This window comes from Amycolatopsis albidoflavus, from assembly GCF_039525725.1.
In the GTDB taxonomy this organism is placed as follows: Bacteria; Actinomycetota; Actinomycetes; order Mycobacteriales; family Pseudonocardiaceae; genus Amycolatopsis; species Amycolatopsis albidoflava.
In genome coordinates, this window is record NZ_BAAAHV010000022.1 from 790,488 (window position 1) to 810,621 (window position 20,134).

18 protein-coding genes and 1 pseudogene are annotated in these 20,134 nt (G+C 70.7%); 8 read left to right on the forward strand and 11 right to left on the reverse strand.

The window, feature by feature from the left end; all coding sequences use genetic code 11:
* Positions 1 to 40 precede the first annotated feature (40 nt).
* Positions 41 to 640 (forward strand): TetR/AcrR family transcriptional regulator, encoded by a 600-nt coding sequence (locus ABD156_RS36760; RefSeq protein WP_344285004.1) that lies wholly within the window; start codon positions 41 to 43, stop codon positions 638 to 640.
* On the opposite strand, the gene ABD156_RS36765 is transcribed toward ABD156_RS36760, so the two are convergent.
* The 3 genes from ABD156_RS36765 to ABD156_RS36775 all read right to left on the reverse strand — a co-directional run bounded on the left by ABD156_RS36765 (position 637) and on the right by ABD156_RS36775 (position 3,219).
* Complete coding sequence (locus ABD156_RS36765) at positions 637 to 1,119, reverse strand: hypothetical protein (RefSeq protein ID WP_344285007.1); 483 nt, start codon at positions 1,117 to 1,119, stop codon at positions 637 to 639. The two genes, ABD156_RS36760 and ABD156_RS36765, sit on opposite strands and share 4 nt — an antisense overlap.
* A complete protein-coding gene (locus ABD156_RS36770) occupies positions 1,116 to 2,462 on the reverse strand; it encodes an ATP-binding protein (RefSeq protein ID WP_344285363.1) in 1,347 nt (448 codons plus the stop codon). Before ABD156_RS36770 ends, ABD156_RS36765 begins: the two co-directional genes overlap by 4 nt.
* A gap of 76 nt (positions 2,463 to 2,538) precedes the next feature.
* Complete coding sequence (locus ABD156_RS36775; protein ID WP_344285010.1) at positions 2,539 to 3,219, reverse strand: response regulator; 681 nt, start codon at positions 3,217 to 3,219, stop codon at positions 2,539 to 2,541.
* A 112-nt stretch (positions 3,220 to 3,331) separates the two neighbouring features.
* On the opposite strand from ABD156_RS36775, the gene ABD156_RS36780 reads away from it, so the two are divergent.
* Positions 3,332 to 4,228 carry a phosphatase PAP2 family protein gene (locus tag ABD156_RS36780; RefSeq protein ID WP_344285013.1) on the forward strand — a complete coding sequence of 299 codons (897 nt, stop codon included), beginning with the start codon at positions 3,332 to 3,334 and terminating at the stop codon, positions 4,226 to 4,228.
* Between the two features lie 31 nt (positions 4,229 to 4,259).
* Here the strand turns inward: ABD156_RS36780 and ABD156_RS36785 are convergent, their stop codons facing one another.
* The 4 genes from ABD156_RS36785 to ABD156_RS36800 form a co-directional block, all read right to left on the reverse strand.
* Complete coding sequence (locus ABD156_RS36785) at positions 4,260 to 5,873, reverse strand: eCIS core domain-containing protein (protein WP_344285016.1); 1,614 nt, start codon at positions 5,871 to 5,873, stop codon at positions 4,260 to 4,262.
* A 108-nt stretch (positions 5,874 to 5,981) separates the two neighbouring features.
* On the reverse strand, positions 5,982 to 6,956 hold the full coding sequence (locus ABD156_RS36790; protein WP_344285019.1) for a pirin family protein: 975 nt from the start codon (positions 6,954 to 6,956) through the stop codon (positions 5,982 to 5,984).
* Between the two features lie 304 nt (positions 6,957 to 7,260).
* The gene (locus ABD156_RS36795) at positions 7,261 to 8,079 is read right to left on the reverse strand and encodes an alpha/beta fold hydrolase (RefSeq protein ID WP_344285022.1); all 819 of its coding nucleotides are present in this window, start codon (positions 8,077 to 8,079) and stop codon (positions 7,261 to 7,263) included.
* A gap of 11 nt (positions 8,080 to 8,090) precedes the next feature.
* The gene (locus ABD156_RS36800) at positions 8,091 to 9,173 is read right to left on the reverse strand and encodes a zinc-binding metallopeptidase family protein (protein WP_344285025.1); all 1,083 of its coding nucleotides are present in this window, start codon (positions 9,171 to 9,173) and stop codon (positions 8,091 to 8,093) included.
* A gap of 72 nt (positions 9,174 to 9,245) precedes the next feature.
* Here ABD156_RS36800 and ABD156_RS36805 point away from each other — a divergent pair, with 72 nt between their 5' ends.
* Positions 9,246 to 10,169 carry a hypothetical protein gene (locus ABD156_RS36805; protein WP_344285028.1) on the forward strand — a complete coding sequence of 308 codons (924 nt, stop codon included), beginning with the start codon at positions 9,246 to 9,248 and terminating at the stop codon, positions 10,167 to 10,169.
* A 6-nt stretch (positions 10,170 to 10,175) separates the two neighbouring features.
* Here the strand turns inward: ABD156_RS36805 and ABD156_RS36810 are convergent, their stop codons facing one another.
* Complete coding sequence (locus tag ABD156_RS36810) at positions 10,176 to 10,643, reverse strand: MarR family winged helix-turn-helix transcriptional regulator (protein ID WP_344285031.1); 468 nt, start codon at positions 10,641 to 10,643, stop codon at positions 10,176 to 10,178.
* Between the two features lie 134 nt (positions 10,644 to 10,777).
* Here ABD156_RS36810 and ABD156_RS36815 point away from each other — a divergent pair, with 134 nt between their 5' ends.
* The 3 genes from ABD156_RS36815 to ABD156_RS36825 all read left to right on the forward strand — a co-directional run bounded on the left by ABD156_RS36815 (position 10,778) and on the right by ABD156_RS36825 (position 14,715).
* On the forward strand, positions 10,778 to 11,965 hold the full coding sequence (locus ABD156_RS36815) for an FAD-dependent monooxygenase (RefSeq protein WP_344285033.1): 1,188 nt from the start codon (positions 10,778 to 10,780) through the stop codon (positions 11,963 to 11,965).
* 86 nt (positions 11,966 to 12,051) lie between these two features.
* Positions 12,052 to 13,884 carry an FUSC family protein gene (locus ABD156_RS36820; protein ID WP_344285036.1) on the forward strand — a complete coding sequence of 611 codons (1,833 nt, stop codon included), beginning with the start codon at positions 12,052 to 12,054 and terminating at the stop codon, positions 13,882 to 13,884.
* 72 nt (positions 13,885 to 13,956) lie between these two features.
* Positions 13,957 to 14,715 (forward strand): NPP1 family protein, encoded by a 759-nt coding sequence (locus ABD156_RS36825; protein ID WP_344285039.1) that lies wholly within the window; start codon positions 13,957 to 13,959, stop codon positions 14,713 to 14,715.
* A gap of 73 nt (positions 14,716 to 14,788) precedes the next feature.
* On the opposite strand, the gene ABD156_RS36830 is transcribed toward ABD156_RS36825, so the two are convergent.
* On the reverse strand, positions 14,789 to 15,004 hold the full coding sequence (locus ABD156_RS36830; RefSeq protein ID WP_344285042.1) for a hypothetical protein: 216 nt from the start codon (positions 15,002 to 15,004) through the stop codon (positions 14,789 to 14,791).
* Between ABD156_RS36830 and ABD156_RS36835 the strand changes: the two are divergent.
* Together ABD156_RS36835 and ABD156_RS36840 are read left to right on the forward strand one after the other, a co-directional pair.
* Positions 14,906 to 16,006 (forward strand): annotated as a pseudogene (locus tag ABD156_RS36835) (CaiB/BaiF CoA transferase family protein); the annotation flags it as partial. The gene ABD156_RS36830 and the pseudogene ABD156_RS36835 overlap by 99 nt on opposite strands.
* Before the next feature lie 55 nt (positions 16,007 to 16,061).
* On the forward strand, positions 16,062 to 16,490 hold the full coding sequence (locus ABD156_RS36840; protein ID WP_344285044.1) for a MarR family winged helix-turn-helix transcriptional regulator: 429 nt from the start codon (positions 16,062 to 16,064) through the stop codon (positions 16,488 to 16,490).
* A 37-nt stretch (positions 16,491 to 16,527) separates the two neighbouring features.
* Here the strand turns inward: ABD156_RS36840 and ABD156_RS36845 are convergent, their stop codons facing one another.
* Both ABD156_RS36845 and ABD156_RS36850 read right to left on the reverse strand, forming a co-directional pair.
* Entirely contained in the window at positions 16,528 to 17,454 is a 927-nt protein-coding gene (locus ABD156_RS36845) for a LysR family transcriptional regulator (protein ID WP_344285046.1), read from the reverse strand.
* A gap of 300 nt (positions 17,455 to 17,754) precedes the next feature.
* Positions 17,755 to 20,130: a CaiB/BaiF CoA-transferase family protein gene (locus tag ABD156_RS36850; RefSeq protein ID WP_344285049.1), complete on the reverse strand. Its 2,376-nt coding sequence runs from the start codon at positions 20,128 to 20,130 to the stop codon at positions 17,755 to 17,757.
* Between the last annotated feature and the right edge of the window lie 4 nt (positions 20,131 to 20,134).

Here is a 20,134-nt window from a genome sequence, read left to right on the forward strand (position 1 = left end):
AGAGACACTATAAGTTTAGAGTAACGCTAAGATTCACGCCATGACCGGGTTGCGGGAAGAGAAGAAGCGGCGGACCCGCCAGGCGCTGATCGAGGCGGCGCTCACCCTGTTCGACGAGCAGGGCTACGACGGCACGACCGTCGCCGAGATCTCCGCGCGGGCGAAGGTTTCCCCGGCGACGTTTTTCAACTACTTCGCCACCAAAGAGGACGTCGTCTTCGCGGACCAGCATCTTTACGACGAGGTGGTGGACGGGGTGTTCGCCGCGGCGGAACCCGGCGAGCAGGTCGCCGAGCTGGTGAAAAAGACCGTGCACTCGCTGGCGACGGCGGAGGCGTGGAGTTTCCCGCTGGACCATCCGCTCACCGAGGTGCGCACCCGGCTGCTCGCCGGCGTTCCCGCGTTGCGCGCCGGATATCTGCTGCGCAACGCCGTGGTGGGCGATCGCTGGGCGGAGAAGCTCTACGAAGCGTGCGCGCCGCGGCTGGATCGGGTCGAGGCTGCCGCGTTGACGGGTGCGGTGCTGGGTGCGCTGGAGGCGGCGCTGCGCCAGGTGCCGGACGGAAGCAGCGCGACGGAAGTCGTCCTGGCGACCGTCGACCGGGTCGTGTACGGGTTTCTGCCCGGGAAGAAAAGCTAGTTGCAGTACAGCGATTCGAGCTTGGTGTCCGAGGCCACGACGGTGATTCCCGTGCCGACCGGCTGCCCGGACGCGGCCAGCGAGGCCGACACCGTGCAGACCACCTGCTGCAGACCAATCGGATACAGCAGCTTCATGGATTCGGAGACGGTCACGGTCACCGGCTGGGTCGAGGTGTCGACAGTGACGTGCCGGCCGGGCGAGAGCATCGAGTAGAAGCCCTGTTGTTCTTCTACGCGGGTCGGGCCGCCGAACAGTTCCGTCAGCACCGTCGTCGGGGTCGCGTCCCGCGCCCAGTCGCGCTGCACCGGGCTGAGCTGTCCCGCGTAGACGAAGTAGAGCGTGATTTGCGGGCGTGGCGCGCCCAGCTGGAATCCGCCGGGTGCTTCGCCGGCGGGGACCACTCCGGTCGGCTGGACGCCGCAACCGGCCAGGAGCAGGACCGAAAACAGCGCGAAGAAGAGCCGGGGAAGTTTCATCGCTCCTCCTGCGCGGTGCGGGGCAGCCGGAGCGTGAACCTTGCCCCGTCGCCGGTGTTTTCCGCTTCGATGTCGCCGCCGTGCAGCCGGGCGTTTTCCAGCGCGATCGACAATCCGAGGCCGCTGCCGTCGGACCGGGCCCGCGAGGTGTCCGCCTTGGCGAAGCGGTCGAAGACCTTGGGCAGCACCTCTTCGGGGATCCCGGGGCCGTGGTCGGTGACCGTCAGGGAGACGGTCGCGTCGTCGGCGCTCAGCTGGATCTCGACCGGCGGCGCGCCGTGGTGCAGGGCGTTGCCGACGAGATTGGCGACGACCAGGTCGAGCCGCCGCGGGTCCGCGGGCACGGTGACGTTCGGCAGGTCGGCCGCGACGGAGTCGGTCCAGCCTCGGGCGGCGAGGGCGTTCGTCACGGCCTCGGCCAAGTCGACCTCCTCGACACGCAGCTCGGCCCGTCCGGCGTCGAAGCGGGAGATCTCGACCAGGTCCTGCACGAGCCGGGTCAGCCGGCGCGTTTCGGACGACACCAGCCGCGCGGCTACGGCGGTGTCCGAGGGCAGCTGGTCGGCGTCCTCGTCGAGGACGTCGGTGACCACGTTCATCGCCGCCAGCGGCGTGCGCAGTTCGTGCGAGACGTCGGCGACGAACCGGCGCGCGTCGGCCTCCATTTCGCGCAGCGAGCCGACGGTGCGCTCGAGCTCCGCCGCGGTGTGGTTGAACGTGGTGACCAGCTGGGCCAGTTCGTCGGAACCCTTGGCGGGCAGGCGCACGTCGAGCTGCCCGTCGCCGAGTTTGCGGGCCGCCGAGTTCAGCGCGCGCACCGGCTGCAGCACCTGCCGCGCGGCCAGCAGCGCCAGCGCGACCGCGATCGGCAGGGCCAGCGCGGTCATCTGCCACGCGCGCGTCGCCAGCTGGTCGATCGCGGCCTGCTGGGCGGCCAGCGGCACCGTTTTGTAGACCTCGATACCGGTGTGTTCTCCCCGCGTCGCGCCGTAGCGCAGCAGCGGCATCCCGATGTAGAGCACCGGACGCCCGCCCTCGATGACCCGCTGGAACTGGACGCTGGTCCCGCCCGCGACCGCGGTGCGCAGCCCGGCGGGTACTTCCGCCGGATTCAGCCCGACGCGCGAATGCAGCGAGCCGAACACGACCGTCGTGACGCCTTTGAGCGAACTCGCCATGTTGTCGAGCTGCCGCTGGTCGGGCGGGAGCGTCAGCTGCGGCAGGTAAGTCCTGACCTCGTCGCGCAGCTGCACCATCGCCGGATCCTGCACGCCGGCCAGGATCGTGTTGCGCGCGGACACGTAGCTCGCGCCCGCCGCCGCGCCCGCGCCGACCAGCGTCATCGCCGCGAACGCCAGCACCAGCCGCAGGCGCAGCCCGGACACCCACGACCGGAGCCGCTTCACCGCCTGGCCCGCCTCACGAGCGACCGAACCGGTAACCGAAGCCGCGCACGGTCTGCACGTGGTCCGGCCGCGCCGGGACGTCCTCGATCTTCGCGCGCAGCCGCTGCACGCAGGCGTCGACCAGGCGGGAATCGCCGAGGTAGTCGTGCCCCCAGACCGAGGCGAGCAGCTGGCTGCGGCTGTACACCTGGCCTGGCGTACGCGAGATCTCCAGCAGCAGCTTCAATTCGGTCGGCGTGAGCGAGACCTGCTCGCCGTGTTTGCACACCAGCATTCCGGCCCGGTCGATCACCAGGTCGCCGTGCTGTTCGGGACCGGCGGCACCGGGCTCGGGAGCGGTGCGCCGCAGCACCGCGCGGATCCGGGCGTCGAGCACGCGCGGCTCGATCGGCTTCACGACGTAGTCGTCCGCGCCCGCTTCGAGGCCGGCGACGACGTCGAAATCGTCGCTGCGCGCGGTGAGCATGATGATCGGCACCTGGCCGAGCGCGCGGATCCGGCGGCAGGTCTCGAAGCCGTCGATGCCGGGCAGCATCAGGTCGAGCACCACGAGGTCCGGCGCGCGTTCGCGCAGCTGCGCGACGCCGTCCTCACCGGTCGCGGCGGTGTGCACCGTGTGTCCTTGACGGCGCAGCGCCAGCTCCATGCCCTCGCGCACGGACGCGTCGTCCTCGACCACCAACACCACAGCCACAGTGGCCATTATTCGGAATGCCCGCGGATTCGCGCGAGCCGGGCGGATCTTGTAGCGAAACCATGACACAGCTCTGACGAGATCCCGAAATCCCGCGGCCAGGCTCGAAGGCATGGCAGTGCTGACTCCTGAAACGCCGACCGTGCCCCTGTCCGCGCCCCGGCACGCGCTCGCCCCTCGACGGCGTTCGCGGACCGCCGTGCTGGTCGCGGCCGCGATCGGGTTCGCGGGCGCGTTCGTCGTCGCCTACCTGCTGTTCGTGCGCACCGAGGCCGGGCAGCGCGCGGAGGACGGGGTGGTCCGCTTCGCGCAGAACCTTCCGCGGTCCACTGTGGACTGGGCGCGCCCGCTGGCCGGGATCGACGGGGTCGAGGTGTTCGGCGCGGCCGGGATCGTGATCGTGGCGCTCGCGGTGCTGCGCAAGCGGTTCGCGCTCGGGGTGACCGCGCTGGTGTTGTACTTGCTGCCGCTGGCCGCCGCGCAGCTGCTCAAGATCTACCTGCTCGACCGGCCGGACGTCGGTTCGGCCGGAGCCCCGCACCACAACAGCTTTCCGAGCGGGCACGTGAGCGCGGCCACCGCCGTGCTGCTGGCACTGGCCGTCGTGCTGCCCGCGCGGTTCCGTACCTGGGTGCTCGCCGTGGGTGCGCCCGGCGTCGCCTGGGTGGCCGCGGCGACCGTCGCGCTCAGCTGGCACCGCCTGTCGGACACCGTGGGCGCGTGCCTGCTGGTGGCCGCGGTGGTGTCGGCGGGCGCGGCGGTCGTCTCGGCGAGACGACCGGACGGCGGGCGGATTCCGGTGGTGCTGACGGCGGTCGCGCTGCTCGCGCCGTCCGCGGTGGTGCTGGGCGGATACGTCGTGCTGGCTTCGGCGACGTCCGTGCCCGCACGATTCGTGGCGGCGCTGGTGCTGGCGGCGTTGAGTGCGGTGGCGGTGGTGTTGCTGGCGGCCGGACCACTCCGGCGGGTGAACTTCGATCCGTCCGGGGCGCGGAACCGGTTGCGTTAGGCGGACGTCCTTTCCCCGGGTGGCTCCTCCTTCAGGGCTGTTCGAGGAAGACGTTCCTGAGCACGTCCGCGAACGACTGCAGTTCGACCTGCCGTTTCTGTGCGGCGTCGTGCTTCTTGATTTCGTCGGACCGAGTGTTTCCGAGCGTTTCGATGAGAATGACGTTCATCGCCGGGCGGCTGCCGGCCGCGCTGGAGCCGTACATCCCGAACGTCACGCCTTCCTGGTGAGCCACCGACTGCGTGGGATAGGTGACGCTGCCCCGCTCGTTCAGCGGGGCGCGCGCCCCGCCGGCGATCGCGTGTTTGCCCATCTCCCGGGCCAGCGCGAGATCGTCCCCTTCCGGAGTGACCGTGGCTCCGGTCTTGTCGGTGACGGCGGGCTGATCGTGCCCGGGCCGCGGGTCGGTGGACACGCCCGCGTTGGGACCGCCGGTCACGCCGTGGACCATGGCGATCCGCTCCGGGCGGAATCGGTCGACCAGATCGAGCAGCACGAGGTTTTCCGGCAGGACCGGCCGGTTCTGCGCGTCGAGCGGCCGATGCTCCTTGTCGACCGGGGCGACGGCGTCCGGCCGGACGGGGTTGTTGTTCGCGTCGATCGGCCCCTGGTGCTCGTCGACCTTGCTGCTGGCCACTTTTCCGCGAGCGGGCAGATTCCGGTTGGGGTCGATGCCGCCCGGGGATTGCCGGCTGCGGGCCGCGTAATTCGCGGGGAACAGCGTGGGCACGACGATGACGCTGAAGGTCGGTACGCGCGGTTTGCCCTGGGCATCCGGCGTCCGGAGGATCTGTAGCAGCATTTCGACCACCTGGACACCGGCGGCTTCGGTGCCGTGCACGCCGCCGACGATCATGGCGTGGCGGTTGGTTTTCCCGGGGAAGTAAAAGGCCTGGATCGGGTTCGGACCGTGGCCGACGTCGAAACTCGCCTCGATGTTGCCGGGTTCGGGATCCCAGTGACCCGCGCTGGCCCGGCGCTCGCGTTCAGCGAAGGCACCGGTCGTCCAGCGCGGCTCCGCACCGTGCGCGGCCAGTTCCTTGGCTAGCCAGCGATCGTCGGTGTCGCCGGGAAAATTCCGGTCGATCCAGGGGCCAAGATCCGGATCCTGAGTGATCGGACCTCGCGCCCGCAGCCTGGTGAAGACGCCGCCCTTGCCACCAGTGCGCAGGTCGGTCGTCAACTCGTCGGTCAGCGGGCTTCGGCGGAGCATCACCGGACCAGCGGAGACCGGGGCTCGCCCGCCCGCAGCCACTCGGCGAGCGTCGGGTTCGGTGCTGTCCTCAGCGGTGCCGACGCGCAAGTTCGCCGGAGCCGCCGCCGTCGACTGTTGCTGGGTGTGGGCGAGTTCGTGGGCCAGCAGACGATGGCCCGCCGCGGAGAGCGGCTGATAGCGGCCAGCGCCGAAGACGATGTGCTGGCCGACCGTGTAGGCGGCGGCGTCGACCGCTGCGGCCGACTCAGCGGCGCGGGGGTCCGTGTGCACCCGGACTTCGCTGAAGTCGCAGTCCAGTTCCGAGCCCATCACGGCCTGAGTGTCCGGCGCGAGCGGCTGACCAGGGGAGCTGAGGACCTCGTGCACGATCGGCGGCGCGGCGGCAGGTGCTTCGTTCCGCCGCGACGACGCGGCAAAGGCCCCATCCATGACAACGCCCCTCACCGTGCCGACGCGATCGCCACCAGCCTCCCGGCGGACCGTCACCACGGCGTCACTGTTCCGGGAGAGGGGGCCTTCCGCTGCGGAAACCAGCACTCACGAGGGGTTGCGGCGCGGTTTGATGCGCACGGCGGGCAGCGGGGGAGCGGGCAGCCGCGCGGGGCCGCCGGGATAGGGCTCGATCGCGCCGAACTGGTCGGAATTCGCTTCCCACGCCTCGCGGTATTCGGCGATCTCGTCGTGGCTGCGGCCGACGAAGTTCCACCACATCAGGATTTCCTCGCCGAACGGCGGGCCGCCGAGCACGATCAACCGGGCCGCTTCGGATCCGGGGTTGTGCAGGTCAAGCGTGGTCGCTCCGGTACCGAGGTAGCCGAGCTGCGCCCGCTGCAGCGGAGTGCCCGCGAAGGTGACTTCTCCGGTGTCGAGAAGGACGCCGTGCTCGAAGGACGGGTCCGCGTCGAGGCTGAGCTCCGCGCCCGGCTCGAGGACGATTTCCGCGCCCAGCAAGGGAGTGAACGTCTTCACCGGCGAGGTTTCCCCGGCAAGGGAGCCGAGGAAGACGCGCGCGGTGGCACCGCCGAGTTCGGTGGCCGGCGGGGCGTAATGCTGGAAGTCGCGGGCGGTGTGCCGGTGCTCGTCCGGCAGCGCGACCCAGAGCTGGACGCCGTGCAGCGTGGTGGTTTCCGGTGTCGACACCTCTTCGTGGCAGATGCCGTGCCCGCCGGTCATCAGGTTCAGCTCGCCGGGTCGGACCATCGCGTGCGAGCCGAGGCTGTCGCGGTGTTCGATCTCGCCGGCGAACAGCCAGCTCACCGTTTGCAGACCGGTGTGCGGATGCGGCCCGACGGACATGCCGCCACTGACGGAGGTGTCGTCGGGGCCGTAGTGGTCGGCGAAGCACCAGGCCCCGATGAGGGAACGCTGGCGCTGAGGGAGAGTACGGCGGACCGGCATCGCACGCGGACCACCAAGCGGCACGGAGCGTGCGTCGAGGATCTCGACCTTGCCAGGCGCAGCGGGCCCCTCGCCGCAGGTGAGTTCAGCTGGTTCGGCCTCGACGTTGCTCATGCCCGACACGATAACCGCCCGCGCGCGAGTTCCCTCTCAGCTGTCCGTGAGGGGAACCCTCACGGACAGCTGAGTCCCTCAGGGTTCCCCTCACGACCTTTCGCGAACCGCACCCGACGCACCCAACGTTCGAGGCACCCGGCCCTACCCCAACCCCGATACGAAGCCTCCTCTGCGGTCTGGGGGTGCTTGTCAAGGCATCTTTCCCGCCTTGACAAGCACCCCCAGACCGTCAGGACAATCAACCTTCGGGGTGCCCCACGCAACCACGGTTCCGCAAAGGTTCCCCTCCCAGACAGCAGGATCAACGGCCGAGAAGATTACGCACCCAATCAAGCGCCGTAGGAAGCGCATTCAACACCGAAATATGCCCATCCCGGGGCCGGAACCACAGCTCAGCCTCCGGCAGATTCCGCACGAGCCATTCACTGTGGCTGACCGGGACGATCTGATCCTCGCCGCCGTGCACCAGCAGCACCGGAACCTGCACGTCGGCGGCGGAAAATCCCCACGGCGCCACGTACGCGAGGTCGTCGTCGGCTTCCGCGGCCACGTCGCCGGAAGCGCCGGCGTCCTCGCCCAGCGGTCCCCACGTGCCGCGCAAGGCCGTCCAGTCCGCGTCGGTGAAGCTCGTCGGGTCGAACTCTTGCGTTTCTCCGTGCCGCAGCCGGGTTTCCCGGCCCTTCCGGGCAGTACGCAGCGAGCTGTCGTCGGCCATTCCGGCGTACCAGTCGTAATCCTCGGAGAACGGAGCCAAACCGGCGAGCGACACCGCGGCCGCCACGCGATCCGGCAGCCCGGCGGCGCAAGCCAGCGCGTGCGGGCCGCCGCCGGACGCTCCCATCACGGCGAACCGCGGCAGGTCCAGGGCGTCCGCCAACTGACGCACGTCCGAGGCGGCCGAGCCGACTGTCCGCCCGACGTTCGGGGTGGACCCGCCGTACCCGGGGCGACCGTAGGAAAGCACCCGGAAACCTCGCGCGGCGGCAGCCTCCACCACGGGTGACAGCAGGCGGCCGGACTGCGGAGTTCCGTGGTGCCACACCAGCGGGAAGCCGTCGCCCCCGCTGTCGTGCACTCGAAGATTCCGGCCGTCCGGCAGTGATAGATCAGTCGTCCCCATGCCAGAGGACTCTAGCCACCCCGCCGCGCGCGATCGGCGAAATTGTCCCAGGCCTGCCGGATCAGCGCGGGATGCGCGAGGAGGTCCGACGCGGTCCGGGCCAGCGCCGAGGCCGTCGCGAGCAGCACGGTTCGGGCCCGCGGCGAACCGGTCGCCTCAGCGAACGCGCGGCTGCCGACCGCGCGCACCGGATCGTGGAGCGCGACCGACGGATGGATCGTCGGCATCCGCACGCTCACGTCGCCCACCTCGGGCCGGCCCGGGACCGCCGTCGCACCCGAGGGCGACGCGTGGATCCCGCACGCCGCGAGGTGCCGGGCGAAATGCCCGGACAGCACCGGATTGTCCTGGAACCGTGCGTGAATCGGGCCGAACCGTTCGACGTTCGCCTTGGTCCCGGTTGCCATCGCGGCGCCTTCGGCGGCCGCGGTCACCTCGGCGACCACGCGGCCGAGCGCCTCCGAATCCGGCGCGCGCAACCCGAAGCGGGCTTCGGCGAAATCGGGCACCAAGTCGGTGGATTCCCCGCCGTGCGTCACGATTCCCTGCACCGCGGCACCCGCCGGAAGCCGGGCGCGCAGTGCGGCGATCGCGGTGAAGACCTGCACCAGCGAGGCGACCGCGTCGGTGCTGTCCTCGGGTGCCGGGCCGGAATTCCCGTGCACGGTCACCCGCAGCTCGGTCCGCGCGGCGAGCGGCGCGGCGGCCCAGGTGTGCACGCCGGGCTGGAAAGTCAGCACTGCGTCGATCCCGTCGGCGGGCCGGTCGGTGACGACGACGGAACCGGATTCCAGCGTCGAGGCGGTGGCGAGCGCCGCGCCGAGCACCGCCGCGGCGACCAGGTTGTGCCCGAATTCGCGGAGCCGGTCGGACGGAAGCAGCAGGGCGACGCACGGACGTCCGCTGCCGTACACCGCGGTGGCGCCGGTCACCTCGAACCCGGCGGCGGCGAGCTGCCCGAGGCCGGGCGCCTGGTCGTCGGCGGGTTCGCGGGACCAGGCCCAGAGCCGCTCGGCGAGCAGCTCGATCTCGTGGTCGGTCCGGTCGTGCCGGTCCTCGTCGGACTCCATGCCGCCGAGGTACCCAGCGGGCAAGGAATCGATCCCATTCGAAAGTGGGTAATTCGGCCGTGGGCGCGACGGCGCCGGTGCGCGATGGTCACTGGCATGACAGCGGGAACCTACCGGGTGCTGCCGGCCGAGGTGTCGGCGATCGTGAAGAACGTGGAAGGCCTCGGCTCAGCGGCGTTCTCGGCCGTGCGCGACCTCGAGACGCTCGTGATCGACGCCTTGTCGTTCGCGGGCATCGGCAGCGGGGTCGCCGCGGCGAACACCTTGCTGCAGTCGAAACTCGTGTCGTCGCTCGGCGATTTCGTGAAGCTGATCGAACAGGTCAACGGCAAAGTCCAGCACGCGGCGCAGAACTACGCCGACGCCGACACCGCGGTGGCACAGGGCTACGGCGGCGGAACGGGCGGCGGGGGAGCAGGGGCGGCCGGCGGCGGCGGTGCGGCTGCTGGGGGTGCCGCACCGCAGCAGCTGGACGACCGGGTCGTCGATTCGATCATGCGGTCCGAGGGCGCGACCGGCGAACAGGGCGGGGTGCCGGAGGCGTACGGCTTCCGGCAGAACATGCACAACGGCTACGACCAGATCATGGCCGCCCGCCAGCAGTACGGCATCGGCAGCGCCGAGGAGCACGCCGTGGTCGCGCAGCTCATGACCGCGAACGCGCGGCACGCCGGGGCGCTGGAATTCTCCGACGCGGGCACCCAGGCCGCGATCATGTCCGGCGCGCACATGCGCGGCGCGGGCGGCGTCCGGGCGATCCTGAACCACATGGGCGGCGCGGACATCGTGCAGAGCGCGCGCACGCTCGACCCGGCCGCGGTGCAGCAGCTGCAGGGCCTGTCGCCGCAGGAATTCCAGCAGCAGTTCCACGACGCCCGGATCGAATACGACCGGGAGGTCTACGGCGACACGACCACCCGCCAGAACGGACACACGCAGAACTGGTGGGACCGCTACGGAAACGGCCTCACCCAGCGCTACGACCGCGAGCAGCAGGAGTTCCTGCGGCTGTCGCGGTAAACCGCTTCAGTCCAAATCGGACAACCGGGCCGTCAGGTCCTCGACCAGCCGGGTCACCAGCCGGTCGAGGAGCTGGCGGTCTTCCGCTGTCCAGTCGCTCATCGCGCCGGCGAACCAGCCCTCGATCACGCCGACGTAGCGTTCGGAGGCGGTTTTTCCTTCCGGGGTCAGCTCGATCAGCCGGGCCCGCTGGTCGTCCGGGTCGGCCACGCGCCGCACCAGCCCGCGGCTTTCCAGCCCCTGCACCTGCCGCGTCACGTGCGGCCCGACGACGTTCATCCGGGTCGCGATCTCGCCGACCCGCAGCGGTTTCCCCTCGATGTGCAGGATGCCGAGCACGGTCATCGCCGGCCGTTCCAGCGGCAGCCCGGTGGCCTCGACCGCGCGCTCGAACAGCTTGCCCCGGCGCAGCGACCCGCTCAGCTCGTTCAGCCGGGGAAGCAGGTCCCGGAGCAGGGAAGGGACGGCGGACATCGCGGGCTCCTTGATTAGATACCTAAGTTAGGTATACAGTTGGCTCACCGGGATCGCACGAGGCGGTTCCGGCCGGTCTCGAAAATGATACCTAAGGTAGGCATCTACCGCCTGCCGAGGCGAAGGGGAGAACCATGAACAGGAGTGTGCTGATCTCGGGGGCGAGCATCGCGGGCCCGGCGCTGGCGTACTGGCTGAACCGGTACGGCTTCGCGGTCACCGTGGTGGAGAAGGCGTCGGCCGTGCGCGGCGGCGGGTATCCGATCGACATGCGCGGCCCGGCGGTCGAGGTGTTGCGGCGGATGGGGCTGGAGGAGACGGTGCGGGCGCGGCACGTCGACACCCGGCGGCTGACGTTCCTCGACGGGGACGGCGGCGTTCTGAACAGCGTCGCACCGACCGTGATCACCGGGGATGAATCCGGGTATGACATCGAACTGGCCCGCGGCGACCTCACCAGCGCGCTGTACGACGCGGTCCGCGACGACGTCGAGTTCCGCTTCTCGGAGTCGATCGCCGCGCTGGACGACCGCGGCGACAGGGTCGACGTGACCTTCTCCAGCGGCCGGAGCCAGACGTTCGACCTGGTCATCGGCGCGGACGGACTGCACTCGAAGACCCGTTCGCTCGCCTTCGGGCCGGAGGAGCCGTTCCACCGTTACCTCGGCTACTGCTTCGCCGGATTCACCCTGCCGAACTATCTCGGCCTGTCGCACGAGGGCATGTCCTGGGCGGTAGCGGGCCGGTCGGCGTCGCTCTACGCCGCGGGCGACCACGACCGCGACCAGGTGCACGGGTTCCTGGTGTTCACCCGCGCCGACGCGCCCTTCGAGGCGTTCGCCGACCCGGACGCTCAGCGCGATCTGGTCGCCAGCCGCTTCGAGGGCTTCGGCTGGGAGGTGCCGCGGATGGTGGAGGCGATGCGCTCGGCCGACGATCTGTTCTTCGACGTGGTCAGCCAGATTCACCTGCCGGTGTGGTCGAAAGGCCGCGTCGCGCTGGCCGGGGACGCCGCGCACGCGACGTCGTTCCTGTCCGGGCAGGGGTCGAGCCTCGCGATGATCGGCGCGTACCTGCTGGCCTACGAGCTGGCGGACGCTCCGCACGACGTCGCTTTCGCGGCGTACGAGAAGCGGTCGCGGGAGTTCGTGGAGGCAAATCAGGCATTGGCGACGGGCGGGTCGGCGCTGATGTCGCCGCGGACCGAGGCCGAGGTGGCGGCGCGGGCCTCGGCGTTGCGGGCGTTGGACGGGCTGCCGGGGTCGGAGCACAGCGAGGTGCACAACTTGCTGACGCTGCCGCCGGCGCGCGCGACTGTCTGACCCGCCGCTGGCGAGTCGCTGTCCGGCGCGCGGTCGCGGCGTGCGAGGCTACCCGGCGGCATTGCGCGGTGACGGAACGGGGCGGAATGAACGCGATTGCGCGCGGCGGCGGGATGCTCGTGGCGATTCTGGTGGTCGTCGGCGGCACGGCCGGGCTCGGGGTGGCGCTCGGGCTCGGCGGGACGGCGATGCTGGCCGGGCTGACCGCGTTGTTCTGCTTCATCGCCGCCACCGGCGGGCCGCTGCGGCCGGACCTGCTGCTGCTCGCCGCGTTCGCGCCCGCGGTGGTGATCGGCGGGGCCGGGCCGCGGTTGCTGGGCGAGGTGTCGCCGGTCGCGTCGATCGCGCTGCTGGTGCTGGTGGTGTTCGCGGCGGCGGTGGTGCCCGCGCTCGGGTCGCGGTACGTGACGGTCGGGCTCGGGCTCGGCATGGCTTCGGTGTTCGGCTACGGCTTCCAGTTGAGCGGCGCGGCCAGCCCGGTGCAGATCATCTGTGCTCCGGCGCTGGCCGTCGGAGTCGTCTTCGTGCTGCGGTTGCTGATGGGCTTGCGCGATCCCGGCAAACCGACCCGCACCGCGCTGGCCGACGCACTCGCCGGTCCGGATCGCGCGAGCGCGGAGCGGGCGGTGCGATTGTGGGTGACCGACCGGCCGCGAGCGTGGCAGGCGCGGGTTCTCGCCGGTGGAGCGCGGTATCACGGGACGGCGGCATTGCTGCGGGACCGGCTGCGCGCGTTCGACGAGGAGCAAGCGACGGCGGTGTCCCGGGTGCTCGACGCCGCGGACGAACAGGTCGCGGCGCTTGCGGAAGCCGTACGGGCCAAGGCCGTTTCGGATCCGCCGGAGATCGAACGGATCGACCCGGACGTCGCGTTGCCCGGGGACACCAGCGCATTGCTCGACGAAGCCTGGGCAGGCTTGTCCGCGATCCGGGAAGCGGTACTGGCCCGCGACGAGTCCATTGTGGACTTCCCGCGGCATCTCGTCCGCGAGGCACTGCGACGCGAAGCGACCGGGGTGTTCTCGTGGCGGTCCGCGCAATTGCGGCACGCGGTGCGGTGTGCGCTGGGCATGCTGGTCGCGGCGGTGATCGCGACGTTCCGGCCCGGCGACCCGCTCACGGTGTCATTCCTCATGACGACCTTCGCCCTCATGCAGCCGGAATGGCGGGACACGCTGGCGAAGGCGTGGCAGCGCGCCGCCGGTGCCGCGGCCGGGGCCGTGGTGCTGGCGGTCGCGCTGTGGCTGTTGCCGCCAGGGGCGTTGCTGCCGCTGGGAATTGTCGCGCTGCTCGTCGGATTCCCGTTCATGCAGGTGAAACCGATGGTGTTCAACGGCTGCATGGTGCTGATGAGCGTCGGGATGAACGCCACGACGCGACATCTGGACGCGCTTTCGGTGCTCGTGGAGTACCTGCTGCTGGTGGCGCTGGCGGTGGTGATCGGGCTGTTGTTCGGCTTCGCCGCGGTGCCTGGTGTGCCGAAACCTTCAGTGGCGCAACGCTTTTCCGAAGCCGTCGCCGAGACCGGCGAACTGCTGGCGTCAGTGGCGGAACGGCTGCGCGGCGGGGGAGGACGACGCGAGGTCGGTCTGCGATTCCGCGCGGCCGCGCGAACGCACCAGGACCTGCTGAGCCCGGAACCCGGCAGCCGGGAGCCCTCGTCGGAGCAACGAGAAGCGCTGGAGGAAGCCGGACAGGGATTGCGCGGCCTCGCCGCGTCGGCGGGCGCGCTGCTCCAGCGAGACGGCCAGTCGCCGACCATGGCTTCTTTCGCCTCGGCGGCCGCGGGCGCGCTGGCGGGCAGCGGAGAACTGCCCGCACGTCCGGTCGACGTGGACGAGGAGGAACGCCTGCTGGCCGACCTCGTGCGGGCCGACCTGCTGCGCGTGCACCGGGGCGCGGAGGTGCTCGCGGACTGAAGGGCCGTGCGGCCATCGAATGCTTCCCTTGCGCCCCTTCACCGTCCGCGTTCGCGATGTCACCATCCGGACATGAGGAAACTCCCGATCGTGACGGTGGCGGTGGCCATGGCGCTGCTGTTCCCGGTGTCCGCGGCGTACGCCGATCCGCCGCACAACCTGCCGCAGAACGCCAACGGGTACGAGCAGACCTTCTCGCCCGCCTACGACTACGACGGCGACGGTTGCTACGCCACGCCGGCGATCGGCCCGGACGGCACGCTGGCGCCGGGCCTCAAAACGACCGGCGCGGTCAACGGCAACTGCCACGACAAGTCCGACCTCGACAACTCCCAGACCTACTCCCGGTCGACCTGCGACCACGGCTGGTGCGCGGTCGTCTACGCGAGCTACTTCGAAAAGGACCAGGCAGTGGACGGCAGCGGCCTGGGCGGGCACCGGCACGACTGGGAGCACGTGATCTCGTGGATCGACCAGTCGTCGAGCCAGGTCGAGTACGTGACGACCACGCAGCACTCGTCGCAGGTGACGTACCCGCGCTCAAAGGTGGCCTTCGACGGCACCCACCCGAAGGCCGTCTACCACAAGGACGGTCCCGGCACGCACTTCTTCCGCCTTGCCGACGCCCACGACGAACCTCCGGAAAACCACTACCACACCTGGCGGTACCCACCCCTGGTCGGCTGGGACGGCTGGCCGTCGACCACCTTGCGCGACCGCCTGATGGCCGCCGATTTCGGCGCCGCGACGATCAAGATCAGCGAGGGCCGGTACCAGGACCTGCTGGAGAAGTCGAAGCCCTCCGGGATCCCTTTCGACCCACGCGGCTGACTCGTTCCGTGAGGGGAACCTTCACGGACTCTGATTCCCGCAGGGTTCCCCTCACGACCCGCCGCAGCACGGCTCACCCCAGCGTGCCGCCGAAAGTCGAGGAATAGTAAGGGGCATGCACCCAGCCCCCGCCAACCTCCCGCTGGACGGATTCACCGTCGTCTCCATCGAACAGGCCGTCGCCGCCCCGCTGGCCACCCGCACTCTCGCCGATCTCGGCGCGCGCGTGATCAAGGTCGAACGAGCAGACGGCGGAGACTTCGCCCGCGAGTACGACCACGTAGTCCACGGCACCGGCGCCCACTTCGTCTGGCTCAACCGTGGCAAAGAATCCCTAGCCATAGACCTGAAAACCAACGAAGGCCGCGACGTGGTCAAGCGGCTTATCGCCCAAGCAGACGTCTTCGTCCAAAACCTGGCCCCAGGCGCAGCCGCCCGCCTGGGCTTCAGCGCCGCCGACCTCCGCTCCAGCCACTCTGAACTCATCGCGGTAGACCTCTCCGGCTACGGTGCCGGCGGCCCGAGGGAACAACGCAAGGCCTACGACATGCTCGTGCAAGCCGAAGCAGGCCTGATCGGCATCACCGGCACCCCGGAAACCCCAGTCAAAACCGGCATCCCCACCTCCGACATCGCCTCCGGAATGTACTGCGCGCAAGCGGTCCTGGCCGCCCTCCTGCGCCGCGTGCGAACCGGCCAAGGCGCGGCAATCGAGGTGACGATGCTCGAAGCGACTGTCGAGTGGATGGGCTACGCGATGTACAGCCAGATGTACTCCGGCCGCCAGCCCGCGCGGATGGGCCTGAGCCACGCCTCGATCGCCCCCTACGACGCGTTTCCGACGAAAGACGGCCAGATGCTGATCGGCGTCCAGAACGACAGCGGCTGGCGAACCCTGGTCACCTCAGTCCTGGAAGCTCCGCACCTGGCCGAAGACCCGCGATTCACCACAAATGTCCAGCGGGTGAAGCACCGCGCGGAATGCGACGCGGCAGTCGCCGCCGAAACCGCCCGATGGTCCACAGCGGACCTGGACGAGCGGCTGGCCGAGGCCGGAATCCCTGCCGCACAAGTAAAACAGGTGGCCGACGTCGTAGCCGACCCGCAGCTGCGCGCCCGCGACCGCTGGCGGACGATCGGCACCGAACACGCCACGGTCGACGCGCTGCTGCCGCCGGTGACCTTCGCGGACGTCGAGGCTCGGATGGGCGACGTTCCGGCGTTCGGCGCGCATACCCGTGCGCTGCTTGAGGAGGCCGGGGCGGACGCGGACGATCTGCTCGGCCGGGGGGATCGCCGCCGAGCCGCGTTGACAGTTGTATGGTGCATCTCTAGCATGCGGGGACATGCCGGGAGAAGACCGCGACGGCGATGCCCTGGACGCTATCCACCGCGCGATGATCCTGTTTTCCCGCGGGTCCCGGGTCCGCTCGAACGAACTGTACGAGGGGCTCGGGTTCGTGCCGTACACCATGCTGTCCTCGATCGACCTCGCGGACTGCGCGCACGCGGCGGATCTCGCTCAGGAGTACGGGCTCGACCCCTCGACGGTGAGCAGGCAGCTGGCGGAGCTGGAGACCGCCGGGCTGCTGGTGCGCGGCCCGGATCCGCGGCATTCGCGCAGGCAGCGGCTCGAGCTGACCGAAGACGGGCACCGCGCGCTGGCGATTACCCGTGCGGCGCAACGGGAACGGCTCGAGGAGCGGTTGCGGGGCTGGCCGCGCCGCGACGTCGTGGAGTTCGGCCGGTTGCTGACCAGGTTCGTGGAGTCCTAGCCGTCCACAGTGGACGTTCGGTGACCACGGGGCTCGGTCAGCCGCGGCGAATCGGGCCCAGTTTCGCGGAGAGGTCCTCGGCGAGGTCGGCCGGACGGGGCGGTCCGTCGGCCCGGTCGGCGGCCCAGGCGAGCGCGAGCCGGCTCGGTTCCCAGCCGTCCTCGTCGATGCGGACCAGCTTGAACTCCGGCGGCGAGAACATCCGGCCGATGAACGACGCGGGCGCGTAGGACACGAGCGCGACCAGCCGCCGGTTGAACACCTGCGCGGCCATTTCGAGTTCGCCGCCGCGCCCGCTGACCGCGCGGACGATGTTCCGGACCCCGCGTTTCGCGAGTTTCCTGGTCAGCGCGGCGAGGATGACCGGGTTCGGCCGGGCGAAGTCGATGACCACCTCGCGGTCGCGCAGTTCCTCGATGCGGACGAGGTCGCGGCAGGCGAGCGGATCGTCCGCGCGGACCGCGATCGCGCCCTGGTACTCCGCGACGGTGCGGGCGCGCAGCCGCTGATCCTCGACGGCGAGGTGGATCAGCCCGAGTTCCAGATGCCCGGACACCAGCTTCGCGGTGACCTCGGCGGCCGACCCGGCCACCTCGAAGGTCGCCGGAGCGGCCAGCCCGCCGACCGCGGTTTCGAGGTCTTCGAGCAGATCCGACGGCGCGTACGCGGTGGCCCCGACCCGGATCGGAGTGCCGTCTTCGAGGACTCCCGCCGCGATGTCTTTCAGCCCGTCGACCTGGCGCAGAATCGCCCGCGCCGGGCCGAGAAGCGCTTCGCCGAGCGGGGTGAGCCGGACCTCGTGGTAGTGCCGCTCGAACAGCGGGCCGCCGAGCTCGCGTTCGAGCAGCTTGATCTGCTTGCTGAGCGGCGGAGGGGTGATCCGCAGCCGGTCCGCCGCGCGCTTGAAGTGGAGCTCGTCGGCGACCGCGACGAAGTATTTGAGCCGGGTGAAGTCGATCTCCATCGTCCAATGTCCAGCGGGGCGGGCGGGTTTTCGGCGATCATACGGCGGGGAAGGGGAGCTCGGCCGGTTGTCGGAACGGGCTGGGACCGCACGGGTCCGCGGAGGGCTGGGCGGATCTGCGGGGCTTGGCTGAGGCGGCCTGTTCGTGCGGTGTCGCGGGATTCGGGCGGGCCGGGGCTCCCGGCCTGTGCGGCTTGGCGGAGAGCCCGGGGTGAATCGCCGCGTAGGCTGCGGGCTTCGGACGGCGGCCGGTGCGCTCGCCGCCGCCGGAATCCGGCGAGCGACGAGATCGTCAAAACGTCACCCCGCGCGAGCGGCCCGCCCACCGCTGTCCTCCGGCGCCTCCAACACCCCGCGCGCCACCAATCCAGCCGTCTCCGCCACCCCCAACCCGAGCAACTCCGCCGCGACCTCGAACGTCTGCTCGCCCAGCAACGGAGCCTGCCCCACCGGCGGATCGGCGACATGCGCCGCATGGATCTGCACGTTCTCCAGCACATACGGCTCCTCCGCGTACGGGTGCAGCTCCTCCCGAAACGCGCGCCGCTCCCGATACTGCTCCCATTCCGGCAGGTCGGCCGCCCGCAGCATGGCCCCGGCCGGAACGCCGGCGGCCTGCAGCAGATCCATCGCCTCGAACGCGGAATGCCGCTGCGCCCATTCGGCCACCGCCGCGTCGATCCTGGCGCGGGCAGCGGCTCGGCCGGACCGGGTGGCCAGGCCAGGGTCGGCGGCCAGGTCGGGGCGGTCCAGCACCGAGCACAACGCGCCCCAATCCGCGTCGCCGCGGACGGTGACTGCCAGCCAATCGTCGTCGCCGTCGGTCGGGAACACGCCCCAAGGGGCGTCGTGCGCGGGGCCGGCCAAGCAGTGTCCTCGGCGGGCCAGGTCTTCGGCGGCGATCCGGTCCGCGAAATGACTCAGCATCACCTCGGACTGCGCGACGCTCACCGCCCCGCCCGCCGTGGTGCGTTCGCGTCGGACGAGCAGCGCCAGCGCGGCCAGCGCGCCGATCCGGGCGCACACGTGATCGGGATAGACCGTGACGGCGTCGCTGAACGTGCCTGGCTCGCCCGGATAGATCCACTCGCTGGTGAGTCCGGTCGCGGCGCGCACCAGCGGGCCGTAGCCGAGCCGCTGAGCCCATGGGCCGGTCGGGCCGAAGGCGGAGCTGTCCACGACGACGATCCCGGGGTTCACCTCGGACAAAGCCGCCCGGTCGAGGCCGAGCGAGGCGATGACGCCGGGTTTGAAGTTGGTCAGCACGACGTCCGACTGCGCGACCAGCCGCCGCACCAGCGCCTGGCCTTCGGGATCCCGCAGGTTGACGCCGATGGCGCGTTTGTTGCGGTGCCCGGCGGCGAAACCGTGCGACATCAGGCCCGGCAGCGCGGCGCGGGAACCGTCCGGGAAGGCGGAGTTCTCGATCTTGATGACGTCCGCGCCGAGGTCGCCGAAGAGCCGTCCGGTGTCGCCGCCGACCACGATCACACCGAGGTCCAGGACCCGGATTCCTTCCAGCGGCCGGCCTTCGCCGCGACGGGCGCGAGCGGCGAGGATCGGCGCGGCGGCAACCCGTGCGCCGGTGTCCGGGCCGGCGACGGCGCGGTGTCCGTCGATTTCGGCTATTCCGGCCGGGACTGGCGCGGTCAGGCCGGGCGACAGTTCGGCGTCGCGGAAGAAGCCGCGGGCGGCGAGCTGGTCGGTGTGCAGGGCCTCGGCGAGCGTGAGTACGGCGGCGGTCGGCACGCCGTGGCGCTGGCCTTCGCACTCCAGTTCGGAGCGGGTGCGGTCGGCGAAAAAGCGGCCGATCGCGGGCAGCAGGTCCGGCGACGCGTAGCGTTCGCGCACCTGGTCGTACTTCGGGTCGGCGAACTCGGCCGGGCTGCCCATCCATTCGAACATCCCGCGCCACTGCCGTCGCGACAGCAGGCAGATCCGGAGATACCCGTCCTGGCAAGGGAAAATCGGGTACCGGTGGCGTTCTTCGGTACGTCCGCGCGGCAGATCGCTCAACGGCACTCCGGCGGCGGCGCTGCCGACCATGCCGAACGCCGGGTCCAGCGCCTGCATCGCGCCGTCGAGGACGGAGAAGTCGATGCGGTCGCCGCGTCCGGTGCGCAGCCGGTCGAGATACAGGCTCACCGCCTGGAACGCGGCTTGCGCGGCGGCGACGTGGTACGGCAGTTCGCCGGGCGGCAGCAGCGGCGCGCGGCCGGGGATGCCGGACCGGGAGAGTTCGCCGGTCAGCGCGTGGAACACCGGCGTGGTAGCCTGCCAGTGCCGGCGGGTTGTGGCGCGGCCGAAGTCGCTGATCGACAGGATGACCAGCGCGGGATGCCGGGTGCGCAGGCCGGGGAGGTCGAGGAGTTCTTCGGCGGGCGAACCCGGCGGAGTGGTCTCGATCAGCAGGTCGGCGTCCGCCAGCAGCTGTTCCCAGCCGTGCGAGCCGGGTTCGGCGGTGGCGTGGGCGAAGCCGTGCCGGTGGATGGCGGTGCCGATCGCGACGCCGTCGACGACCGGTCCGGTGGTGCGTTCGTCGGTGACGCCGGGCAGGACGACCCGGGTGACGCGTGCGCCGAGATCGGCCAGCAGCCGTCCGGTCGCGGTCATCGGGCCGGAGGACAGATCGAGCACGCGGACCCCGGACAGCGGCGGGTCGTAGGTGTCGGACAAGGGA

Bases quoted from the DNA above. Each gene is read 5' to 3' on its own strand.
- ABD156_RS36840 (WP_344285044.1), top strand. From the start codon at position 16,062: ATGCCGGGAGAAGACCGCGACGGCGATGCCCTGGACGCTATCCACCGC.
- ABD156_RS36760 (WP_344285004.1), top strand. From the start codon at position 41: ATGACCGGGTTGCGGGAAGAGAAGAAGCGGCGGACCCGCCAGGCGCTG.
- ABD156_RS36810 (WP_344285031.1), bottom strand. From the start codon at position 10,643: ATGTCCGCCGTCCCTTCCCTGCTCCGGGACCTGCTTCCCCGGCTGAAC.
- ABD156_RS36770 (WP_344285363.1), bottom strand. From the start codon at position 2,462: ATGACGCTGGTCGGCGCGGGCGCGGCGGCGGGCGCGAGCTACGTGTCC.
- ABD156_RS36825 (WP_344285039.1), top strand. From the start codon at position 13,957: ATGAGGAAACTCCCGATCGTGACGGTGGCGGTGGCCATGGCGCTGCTG.
- ABD156_RS36765 (WP_344285007.1), bottom strand. From the start codon at position 1,119: ATGAAACTTCCCCGGCTCTTCTTCGCGCTGTTTTCGGTCCTGCTCCTG.
- ABD156_RS36815 (WP_344285033.1), top strand. From the start codon at position 10,778: ATGAACAGGAGTGTGCTGATCTCGGGGGCGAGCATCGCGGGCCCGGCG.
- ABD156_RS36790 (WP_344285019.1), bottom strand. From the start codon at position 6,956: ATGAGCAACGTCGAGGCCGAACCAGCTGAACTCACCTGCGGCGAGGGG.
- ABD156_RS36805 (WP_344285028.1), top strand. From the start codon at position 9,246: ATGACAGCGGGAACCTACCGGGTGCTGCCGGCCGAGGTGTCGGCGATC.
- ABD156_RS36780 (WP_344285013.1), top strand. From the start codon at position 3,332: ATGGCAGTGCTGACTCCTGAAACGCCGACCGTGCCCCTGTCCGCGCCC.
- ABD156_RS36820 (WP_344285036.1), top strand. From the start codon at position 12,052: ATGAACGCGATTGCGCGCGGCGGCGGGATGCTCGTGGCGATTCTGGTG.
- ABD156_RS36845 (WP_344285046.1), bottom strand. From the start codon at position 17,454: ATGGAGATCGACTTCACCCGGCTCAAATACTTCGTCGCGGTCGCCGAC.
- ABD156_RS36795 (WP_344285022.1), bottom strand. From the start codon at position 8,079: ATGGGGACGACTGATCTATCACTGCCGGACGGCCGGAATCTTCGAGTG.
- ABD156_RS36785 (WP_344285016.1), bottom strand. From the start codon at position 5,873: ATGGATGGGGCCTTTGCCGCGTCGTCGCGGCGGAACGAAGCACCTGCC.